8 protein-coding genes are annotated in these 9,354 nt (G+C 71.6%); 2 read left to right on the top strand and 6 right to left on the bottom strand.

Annotated elements, in window-relative coordinates; all coding sequences use genetic code 11:
* From ABD151_RS19610 to ABD151_RS19595, 4 genes are all read right to left on the bottom strand, one after another.
* Positions 1-306, bottom strand: a 306-nt coding sequence (locus ABD151_RS19610) for an SDR family NAD(P)-dependent oxidoreductase (RefSeq protein WP_343996538.1), incomplete at its 3' end; no start/stop codon positions are given.
* Position 307: 1 nt separating this feature from the next.
* Entirely contained in the window at positions 308-2,266 is a 1,959-nt protein-coding gene (locus tag ABD151_RS19605) for an ABC transporter ATP-binding protein (RefSeq protein ID WP_343996537.1), read from the bottom strand.
* 21 nt (positions 2,267-2,287) lie between these two features.
* On the bottom strand, positions 2,288-3,073 hold the full coding sequence (locus ABD151_RS19600) for an enoyl-CoA hydratase/isomerase family protein (protein WP_343996536.1): 786 nt from the start codon (positions 3,071-3,073) through the stop codon (positions 2,288-2,290).
* 30 nt (positions 3,074-3,103) lie between these two features.
* Complete coding sequence (locus tag ABD151_RS19595) at positions 3,104-4,702, bottom strand: ABC-F family ATP-binding cassette domain-containing protein (RefSeq protein WP_343996535.1); 1,599 nt, start codon at positions 4,700-4,702, stop codon at positions 3,104-3,106.
* A 69-nt stretch (positions 4,703-4,771) separates the two neighbouring features.
* Here ABD151_RS19595 and ypfJ point away from each other — a divergent pair, with 69 nt between their 5' ends.
* The gene (gene ypfJ, locus ABD151_RS19590) at positions 4,772-5,725 is read left to right on the top strand and encodes a KPN_02809 family neutral zinc metallopeptidase (RefSeq protein ID WP_343996533.1); all 954 of its coding nucleotides are present in this window, start codon (positions 4,772-4,774) and stop codon (positions 5,723-5,725) included.
* A 53-nt stretch (positions 5,726-5,778) separates the two neighbouring features.
* Here the strand turns inward: ypfJ and ABD151_RS19585 are convergent, their stop codons facing one another.
* Positions 5,779-6,678: a phosphotransferase gene (locus tag ABD151_RS19585; RefSeq protein ID WP_343996532.1), complete on the bottom strand. Its 900-nt coding sequence runs from the start codon at positions 6,676-6,678 to the stop codon at positions 5,779-5,781.
* Positions 6,679-6,737: 59 nt separating this feature from the next.
* Between ABD151_RS19585 and ABD151_RS19580 the strand changes: the two genes are divergently transcribed.
* Entirely contained in the window at positions 6,738-7,358 is a 621-nt protein-coding gene (locus tag ABD151_RS19580) for an acVLRF1 family peptidyl-tRNA hydrolase (protein ID WP_343996531.1), read from the top strand.
* Between the two features lie 3 nt (positions 7,359-7,361).
* Here ABD151_RS19580 and ABD151_RS19575 read toward each other — a convergent pair whose 3' ends face one another.
* The gene (locus ABD151_RS19575) at positions 7,362-9,323 is read right to left on the bottom strand and encodes a GMC family oxidoreductase N-terminal domain-containing protein (protein WP_343996530.1); all 1,962 of its coding nucleotides are present in this window, start codon (positions 9,321-9,323) and stop codon (positions 7,362-7,364) included.
* Between the last annotated feature and the right edge of the window lie 31 nt (positions 9,324-9,354).

Genomic DNA, 9,354 nt, shown 5'->3' with positions numbered 1-9,354 from the left:
GGCGCTGGTGCCGGTCGAGGTGCCGGTCAGCGGCCCGCCGACCGAGATCAGCACGCCGTCCAGGCGACCCCAGCGCGCCAGCGCCGTGGCCACCAGGGCCTCGGCGGCGGTCGCCTCGGCGTTGTCGGCGACCTGGTAGGCGGCGTTGCCGCCCAGCTCGGAGACGGCGCGCTGCAGGGACTCCTCGTTGCGCCCGGTGAGCAGCACCCGGGCGCCGTCCGCGACCAGCTGCTCGGCGGTGGCACGGCCCAGGCCGCCGGCTCCCCCGGTCACCAGATAGACGCGCTCGGACAGCTGCAGATCCATGTCACTCCTTGGCGGGCACCGGCTCGGAGCTCGCGCCGTGCTCGTGCGGACCGGGCTGGTCGCACCAGGCGCAGAGGACGTCGCCGGGGTAGTCGGGCACCTGCTGGAACTGGGTGCGATAGAGGTCAGCGTAGAGGCCGCCCCGAGCCAGCAGATCATCGTGGGTGCCCCGCTCGACGATCTCGCCGTCGTCGAGGACGAGGATCTGGTCGGCGTTGCGCACCGTCGAGAGCCGGTGTGCGATCACGATCGAGGTGCGACCGGCCAGGGCGCTCTCCAGGGCCGCCTGGACGGCGACCTCCGACTCCGAGTCGAGGTGCGCGGTGGCCTCGTCGAGGACCACCACCGCCGGGGCCTTCAGCAGCAGCCGGGCGATCGCCAGCCGCTGGCGCTCGCCACCGGAGAGCCGGTAGCCACGGTCGCCGATCACGGTGTCGAGGCCGTCGGGCAGCGAGCGGACCAGCTCGGCGATCCGGGCCCCCTCCAACGCCTGCCAGACCTGCTGGTCGTCGGCGTCGGGGCGCGCGTAGCGGAGGTTGGCGCGCACCGTGTCGTGGAACATGTGGGCGTCCTGGGTGACATAGCCGACGACGTCCTCCAGCGACTCGAGCTCGAGCTCGCGCACGTCGGTGCCGCCGACGCGCACCGCTCCCCCGCTGACGTCGTAGAGCCGGGCGATCAGGTGGGTGACGGTGGTCTTGCCGGCCCCCGAGGGGCCGACCAGCGCCACCATCTGCCCGGGTTCTGCGGTGAAGGTCAGGTCGCGCAGCACCGGGCCACTGGGAGCACTGCCCCGGCGCGCGATCCGCTCCAGGGAGGCCAGGGAGATCTCGTCGGCCGTCGGGTAGGTGAAGGCGACGTGGTCGAACTCCACCCCGATCGGGCCGCTGCGCACCCGCTTGGCGTCGTCGCGCTCGACGATCGCGGAGGGCAGGTCGAGGACCTCGAAGACCCGCTCGAAGCTGACCAGCGCGGTCATCACGTCGACCCGCACGTTGGAGAGTCCCTGCAACGGACCGAGCAGTCGCAGCAGCAGGGTGGCCAGCGCCAGCACCGTGCCGATGCTGAGCTCCTGGCGGATCGCCATCGCGCCGCCGACGCCGTAGACGAGTGCCGTGGCCAGCGCGGGCACGGTGGTCATGGTGGCGGTGAAGATCCGGGTGATCAGCGAGATCCGGACGCCGAGGTCGCGGACCGTGCTGGCCTTCTGCGCGAAGAGGTCGTCCTCGGTGGCGCGCCGGCCGAAGAGCTTGAGCAGCATGGCGCCACCGACGTTGAACCGCTCGGTCATCTGGTTGCCGAGGTCGGCGTTTCCGTCCATCTGCTCACGGGTCAGCCCGGCCAGCCGGTTGCTCACCCAGTGCGAGGCCAGCAGCAGGATCGGGAACAGCGCCAGACATGCCAAGGTGACCTGCCAGCTCAGCGCCAGCATCGCGACGCCGACGACGACCACCGAGATGCTGTTGGAGACCGTGCTGGACAAGGTCGAGGTGAAGGCGCGTTGGGCACCGATCACGTCGTTGTTGAGCCGGGAGACCAGGGCACCGGTCTGGGTGCGGGTGAAGAAGGCGATCGACTGCCGCTGCACGTGGCCGAAGACCTTGGTGCGCAGGTCGAAGATCAGTCCCTCACCGATCCGGGAGGAGAACCACCCGCTGAGCACCGAGAGCACCCCGCCGACCAGTGCGGTCGCGGCCATCGCGGCGGCCAGCCAGACCACCAGCGAGGTGTCGCCCTCGAGGATGCCGTGGTCGACGATCCGCTGCACCAGCAGGGGTGTGACCACGACCAGGCACGCGTCGACGACGGTGATCGCCAGGAAGGCGGCGATCAGCCGTCGGTGCGGCGCGGCGAAGCTGAGCACCCGGCGCACGGTGTGCCGGTCCAGCTTGTTGTTGACGATGCTGCGATCGGTGCGCAGCGTCCGGAAGGTGGCTCCCATCCCGCCCATCCCTGACATGGGTACCTCCTGGTGGTCGTCTTACTGGAACGCGGCGGCCAGCTCACCGAAGCGGGCGGCCTGCGCGGTCCGCTCGGCGAGGCGCTGCTCGTCGAGCGTGCGTGCGGATGCGTCGTGCAGGAGCTCGGTGGTGGCCCGCACCGCTGCCGCCGGATGCTGGGTGAGGCCGCCGATCAGCGTGGCCAGCTCGGCGTCGAGCTCCGTCGCCGGAGCCACCACCTGAGCCAGTCCGATCCGTCCGGCCTCCTCACCACTCACCCAACGGGCCGTGGCGCAGATCTCCAGAGCCCTCGCATACCCAACGGCCTCGACCAGTGGCTTTGTTCCCACCAGGTCGGGGACCAGGCCGAGGGCGGGCTCCTTCATGCAGAGCCGAGCGTCGTCAGCGACCAGGCGCAGGTCACAGCAGAGGGCGAGCTGGAAGCCTGCCCCGATCGCGAAGCCGTCGACCACCGCGATCGAGATGAACCGCGGGTCGGCGAGCTTGACGAAGGGCTGCTGGTAGACGTCGATCTGGTCGATGATCGCCTCGGGCCCGCGGGCGGCGAGGGCCACCATGCTGTCCGCCTCGCCGGCGCGCGACGGGTCGAGCAGCGCGAGGTCGAGCCCGGCGCTGAAGGTGCCGCCACTGCCCCGCACCACAACGACGCGGATCTCCTCCCCGAAGGAGTCGATCGCCTCCGCCATCGCCGCCCACAGCGCGGGGTGCTGCGCGTTGCGGGCCTCCGGACGGTTCAGCAGCAGGGTCGCCACCGCGCCGTCGAGGGTGACCTTCAGGCCGGCGTCGGCGTACTCACGAGTCTCCATGTGCCGCAGCATGCCATGCGCGGCCATCGATCAGGCGAGCGAGACCAGGTCGGCGTAGTCCTCGGACCAGAGGTCCTCGTCGCCGTCGGGCAGCAGCAGCACGCGATCCGGCTCGAGGGCCCGGACTGCGCCCTCGTCGTGGGTGACCAGGATGATCGCGCCCTCGTAGGTGCGGATCGCCGCCAGCACCTCCTCGCGCGAAGCCGGGTCGAGGTTGTTGGTGGGCTCGTCGAGCAGCAGCACGTTGGCGCTGGAGACGACCAGGCTGGCCAGCGCCAACCGGGTCTTCTCGCCACCGGAGAGCACCCCGGCGGGCTTGTGGGCGTCGTCGCCGGAGAAGAGGAAGGAGCCCAGCACGCTGCGCGCCTCGGTGTCGGTGAGCTGCGGAGCCGCGCTCTGCATGTTCTCCAGCACGGTGCGGTTCACGTCGAGGGTCTCGTGCTCCTGGGCGTAGTAGCCGACCTTGAGTCCGTGCCCGGGGACCACCTCGCCGGTGTCCGGCTTGTCGACGCCGGCCAGGATCCGCAGCATCGTCGTCTTGCCGGCACCGTTGAAGCCGAGGATGACCACCCGGCTGCCCTTGTCGATCGCCAGGTCGACGTCCATGAAGACCTCGAGCGAGCCGAACGACTTCGACAGCTCCTTGCCCATCAAGGGCGTCTTGCCACACGGGGCGGGCGAGGGGAACTTGATCCGGGCGACCTTGTCGGACTGACGCTCGCTCTCCAGGCCGGCGACCATCTTCTCGGCCCGCTTGAGCATCGACTGGGCGGCAGAGGCCTTGCTGGCCTTGGCGCGCATCCGGTTCGCCTGGTCGGTCAGCGTCTTCGCCTTCGACTCGGCGTTGGCGCGCTCGCGCTTGCGGCGTCGCTCGTCGGTCTCACGCTGGGTGAGGTAGGCCTTCCAGCCCATGTTGTAGACGTCGATCTCGGCGCGGTTGGCGTCGAGGTGGAAGACCTTGTTGACCGTCGCCTCGAGCAGCTCGTTGTCGTGGCTGATCACGATCAGCCCGCCCTTGTAGTTCTGCAGGAACCCGCGCAGCCAGACGATCGAGTCGACGTCGAGGTGGTTGGTCGGCTCGTCGAGCAGCATCGTGTCGGCGTCGGAGAAGAGGATCCGGGCCAGCTCCACGCGGCGGCGCTGACCACCCGAGAGGGTCTTCAGCGGCTGGTTGAGCACCCGCTCCTCGATGCCCAGGCTGCTGGCGATGGTGGCCGCCTCCGACTCGGCCGCATAGCCACCGTTGGCGTGCAGCTCGTTGTCGGCGCGGGCGTAGCGCTTCATCGCGCGCTCGGCGATCTCCGGATTGTCGGAGCCCATCTCGACCTCGGCGGTGCGCAGTCGGCGGACCACCTCGTCGAGACCACGCGCGGAGAGGATCCGGTCGCGCCCCAGCACCTCGGGGTCACCGACCCGCGGGTCCTGCGGCAGGTAGCCGAGCTCGCCGCTGCGGACGACCTTGCCGCCGGCAGGCAGTGCCTCGCCGGCCAGGATCTTGGTGAGCGTGGTCTTGCCGGCGCCGTTGCGGCCCACCAACCCGACCTTGTCACCAGCTGCGACACGGAAGTTGACGTTCTCCATGAGGAGCCGCGCACCGGCCCGGACCTCGAGTTGCTGGGCGGTAATCATCAGGGTGGTTAGTGTACGGGTGGTAACGGTGGCCATCGGAATCGGTGAGCCCGCGCGAAAGGCACTCGCATGCGCTTCAACCCCAAGGCACGGCTTGACTCGGGACAGGTCCGCGACGCCGGCAGCGGTGGTGGTGGCCTCGGCGGCGGTGGGATGCGGCTTCCGATCCCCGGCGGCAAGGTCGCCGGCGGTGGCGGGCTCGGCCTGGTCCTGGTGATCGCCGCCATCGTGCTCATGCAGTGCGTCGGCGGCGGAGGCGGTGGCGGCACGGGCGGACTGGCGCTCGATCCCTCGCAGCTGCAGGTGGCCGGCGGCTCGCAGGCCGACACCGGGCGCTACGACGACTGCAAGACCGGCCAGGACGCAGCCGAGAGCCACGACTGCGGCCGGGTCGCGGTGGTGAATTCGATCCAGGACTACTGGGGCGACACCCTGCAGCAGGCCGCGGGAGTCTCCTACCAGCCGGCGGCCACGGTCACCTTCACCGGCTCGATCAGCACCGGCTGCGGCCAGGCCAGCGCCGCGGTCGGGCCGTTCTACTGCCCGGCCCCCGGGGACATGAACGTCTACCTCGACACCGACTTCTTCGACGACGTCCTGGTCCGCCAGCTCGGCGGCCCGCCCGGTGAGTTCGTCGAGTGGTACGTCCTCGGCCACGAGTACGGGCACCACATCCAGAACCTGACCGGCCAGATGGGCAACGTGCGCACCCAGAAGGGCCGCAACAGCGACGCGGTGAAGCTGGAGCTGCAGGCCGACTGCTACGCCGGGCTCTGGGTGCACAACGCGGTCAGCACCGACACCGCGGACGGCGAGCCGCTCTTCGCCGAGGGCCCCACCGAGAACGACCTGCGCGAGGCGATCGCGGCCGCCCAGGCCGTCGGCGACGACCACATCCAGAAGGTCAGCCAGGGACGCGTCGACCCCGACGAGTGGACCCACGGCTCCTCCGAGCAGCGCGAGCAGTGGTTCCGCACCGGGTACGAGTCCGGCGACTACGCCGCCTGCGACATCTGGCGCTGACGCCGAGCTTGCGCTTGTAACAGTCGAGCTTGCGCTTGTGACGGCTCAGTCGTTCACAGCAACGCTTCGATCTCCGGAACCAGCCGCTGCAAGGAGCGCAGGTACGGCGCGACGCTCGGATGCCGGAGCTTCGCCACCAGCGGCCCCTCGCCGACGGCGACCCGCGCCAGCGCCCACTCCGCCCGGTTGAAGGCGGTGTAGACGGCGGTCACCCGGGCGCCGAGCTCCACCTCGACACGGGTGGCGAGACCCGCAGGCAGGCCGAGCAGATGGGCCTCGACCAACGGCGTCAGCTGCTCGCGGGCGCTGAGCGCGAAGTAGCCGAGGTCAGCGCCGACCGGGCCCGTGCCGAGGCTCCCCCAATCGATGGCCAGGACGTCGTCGTCCTCGCGTCCGCGCAGGTTGGCCGGCGTCGCATCGCCATGCTGCGGCACCTGCGGCAATGCGTCCAGGCGATCCATCAGGCCGATCCGCCGGCTCCAGAGCCGATCGGCGATGTCGGCCAGGGTGGTGCGCCCCAGGGTCCGCCACCCGCCGTTGCGCTCCACCCGGCCCATCCGGTCGCGGAGCTGGTCGCGTGCCAGCCAGGGCGTCTCGATGCGGGCTGCCGCGAAGCGACCCAGGCAGCGTGCGATCGCCAGGCCGTTGTTGGCGGCGTCCTCGATCCAGGGCTGGATCAGGGTGATGCCCTCGTCGTCCTCGTCGACGGCGCCCGGACCGCCCGCGCGCAGCCCCGGGGTTGCCTCGACGAGACCTGAGCCGACCACCTCCGCCTCCCGGCGCCAGTAGGCGAAGTGGTGCGGGTCGCTGAGCTCTCCCGGGTCGCCCGGCTGCGGGGCGGCGATCCGCTTGACCACCACCGCCTGCTCCCCCACGACGGCACGCCACGCTCCCAGGGTGCTGGGCCCGCCCCCGCCCGGGAGCGCGTGCCATCCGGGCTGCGGCTGCCACATGCTCCGATCTTGGCATGTGATCCGCCGAGAATGCGGCAGTTGCGCCTATCGTCGGGGTCGTGCCTGACCTCCTGCTTCCCGCCGCGCGACTCCCCCGTTGGGTGGAGAACTTCGCCGAACGCCACGGCGAGACCGCCTTCACCGTGGTGGACGGGGCCCTGAGCGGCCGCGCCGAGGACGGCTCGAGCTGCCGGTTCCAGCTGCCGTTCGGCGCCTCGTTCGACGCTGAGCCCGACCTCGACCGGTTCGCAGCCGCAGCCGTTCCGCCCGTGGACTGGGGCGTGCTCCTGGTGCGCAAGGGCGGCTTCGCCATCGCCCGGTTGCACGGAGCCGAGCTGACCGACTCCAAGACCGGGCAACGGCACGTGCAAGGACGCACCAAGGCCGGTGGCCAGAGCCAGCAGCGCTTCGCGCGCCGGCGTGACAACCAGGCCAAGGCCGCGTTCGGTGCCGCCGCCGACCACGCCGCGCGGATCCTCACCGAGCGCCGCGGCCTTGCTGTGCTGGTGATCGGGGGCGACCATGCCGCCGTCGACGCCACCCTGGACGACGCCCGCCTGCGTGGCCTGCGCGACCTGGTGGTCGGTCCGTGGCTCGCCACCCCCGACCCCCGCCGCTCCGTTCTGGAGCAGGCGATCGCGGATGCCCAGGCGATCGCGGTCGAGGTCGTGAACGCCTGAGCGTCAGCTCAGCCGAGCCGCCAGCCTGCGCGCGTTCATGTGGGCGATGGCCTCGATCGAGATCATCGGATTGACCCCCGACGCCGTCGGGAAGCAGGAGCCGTCGGCGACGACCAGACCGGGCAGCTCCCAGACCTCGCCGTCCGGGTTGAGCGCCGACATCTCGGGAGCACCACCCATCCGCGCACTGCCCATGATGTGCAGCGCCGCGAGCCCGACCCGGCCCGGGTCGTAGCCCGCCGCCAGCGCGTCGGCCTCGAAGGTGGCGATGCTGCCGTGGCGTCCGGGCGCGTAGCCGACCGGGCGCTGGTGGGTGGAGAAGATCTCCAGCGCCCCTGAGGCCTCCGCGATCCGCGCGGCGTTCACGATGCCGCGGTGCAGGTGCGCAGTGTCGCGCTGCGAGAGCCGGTAGTGCACCACCGGCTCGCCGTCCTTGCCGACCCGCACCTCACCGCTGTCGCGGTCCCGGTCGATCACCACCATCGGTGCCAGCGTGCGCAGCTGCCGCATCCGCTCCGCGTGCGCGGCGCCGCCGTGCCACGGCACGAACGCGGCCCCGAAGGCGACCGTGATCGGCGCGGTCTCGTAGATCACGCCGTAGCCGTTGCCGTCCAAATCCCTGTCCTGCTGGGAGAAGCGGCTCTGCAGGGAGCCGGTCCACGGCAGCACGTCCTCGTCGTAGCGCGCCCAGACCGCGGTGGCCGGGTGCAGCCGCAGGTGCCGGCCGATGTTCGGGTTGCCGAGCCCGCTGCGACGCAGCAGCGCCGGGGTCTGGATCGCCCCAGCAGCGACCACGACGGCGCGCGCCCGCACCGTGAGTCGGTGCCCGGAGACGGTCACCGCCTCCACGCCGTCCGCGCGGCCCAACGCCTGGGTGACGCGCATCGCCCGGGCGCCGACCACGATCCGGGCGCCCGCCTGAGCGGCGTCGACCAGCCAGGTCTTCGCGGTCGACTGCTTGGCGCCGAGCCGGCAGCCCATCCCGCAACGGCCGCACTCGACGCCCTGGTCGCAGCCCTTCACGTTGCGTGGCATCGCATCCACATGCCAGCCCAACGCCTCCAGCCCCGCTTGCAGCTTGGCGTCACGCGGAGCGATGGCGTCATGGTCCGTGTTGACCCCGAGTCGCGCGCAGACGGCGTCCAACGAGTCGGCGTACTCCTGCTCGGCGAACTGCGTCGCACCCAGGCCCGCCCACTCCTCGCGGACGTCGTCCGGGGTGCGGAACGAGGTCGTGTAGTTGACCACCGTGCCGCCGCCGACGCCGTAGCCGGCCATCAGCGCGATCTGACCCTCGACGCTGCTCTGCGGCGCCGGGGCGTAGAACGTCGAGAAGGCGGTCAGCTCGGAGCCGTCGAAGTCGGCGTCGTCGTGGTACTCCCCCGCCTCCAGGACGACGACATCGAGACCAGCCGCGGCCAGCGCCCCGGCAGCGGTGCCGCCGCCGGCACCCGAGCCCACCACGACCACATCCGCACTGAGCTCGGTGTCGTCGGTGAACCGGAGCGGTGCGAGCGGCCGCGGCCCGGCATCGGGGCGGACCCCGAACGGCGCGTCGTAGCCGACCTCGTCCCACAGCGGTGAGTGGCCGGTCGGCCCCGGCGTGGCGTAGGCGGCGACCATGATCCCGAACCGCAGGGCGGAGAAGAGGGCCCGCTTCTGGGGCACGCGTGAGCTCGCCAGGCCCAGCAGCACCTGCTCGCGGGCGGCGGGGTCCAGCTCGGAGAAGCGACGTCCGCGCGTGCCCAGCGCCAGTCCTGCGGCCCGGGTGTCCCAGGCCCGCAGCAGCATGGCGAGCTGACGGCGATCCGCCTCACGCGGGTTGCGGCCGGCGAGCCGCAGCATCAGCTCGGGCACCCCGAGCTGGGACGCCGACGGAACGGCCCCCGAGCCCGGCACCATGACGTCGGCGATCAGGGCGGCAGCGGCGAGCTCGCGCTCGCTGGGCGAGGGAGTGGGCGACATTGTGACAAGGTACACACTCCCGCGCCGGTGC

It is taken from the genome of Nocardioides dubius, from assembly GCF_039528155.1.
In the GTDB taxonomy this organism is placed as follows: Bacteria; Actinomycetota; Actinomycetes; order Propionibacteriales; family Nocardioidaceae; genus Nocardioides; species Nocardioides dubius.
Note: the sequence above shows the minus strand (reverse complement) of the source record. Positions and strands in the feature narration are given on the sequence as shown.

Coding starts and splice junctions, on each gene's coding strand:
- ABD151_RS19605 (WP_343996537.1), bottom strand. CDS start 2,266: ATGTCAGGGATGGGCGGGATGGGAGCCACCTTCCGGACGCTGCGCACC.
- ABD151_RS19600 (WP_343996536.1), bottom strand. CDS start 3,073: ATGGAGACTCGTGAGTACGCCGACGCCGGCCTGAAGGTCACCCTCGAC.
- ABD151_RS19595 (WP_343996535.1), bottom strand. CDS start 4,702: ATGATTACCGCCCAGCAACTCGAGGTCCGGGCCGGTGCGCGGCTCCTC.
- ypfJ (WP_343996533.1), top strand. CDS start 4,772: ATGCGCTTCAACCCCAAGGCACGGCTTGACTCGGGACAGGTCCGCGAC.
- ABD151_RS19585 (WP_343996532.1), bottom strand. CDS start 6,678: ATGTGGCAGCCGCAGCCCGGATGGCACGCGCTCCCGGGCGGGGGCGGG.
- ABD151_RS19575 (WP_343996530.1), bottom strand. CDS start 9,323: ATGTCGCCCACTCCCTCGCCCAGCGAGCGCGAGCTCGCCGCTGCCGCC.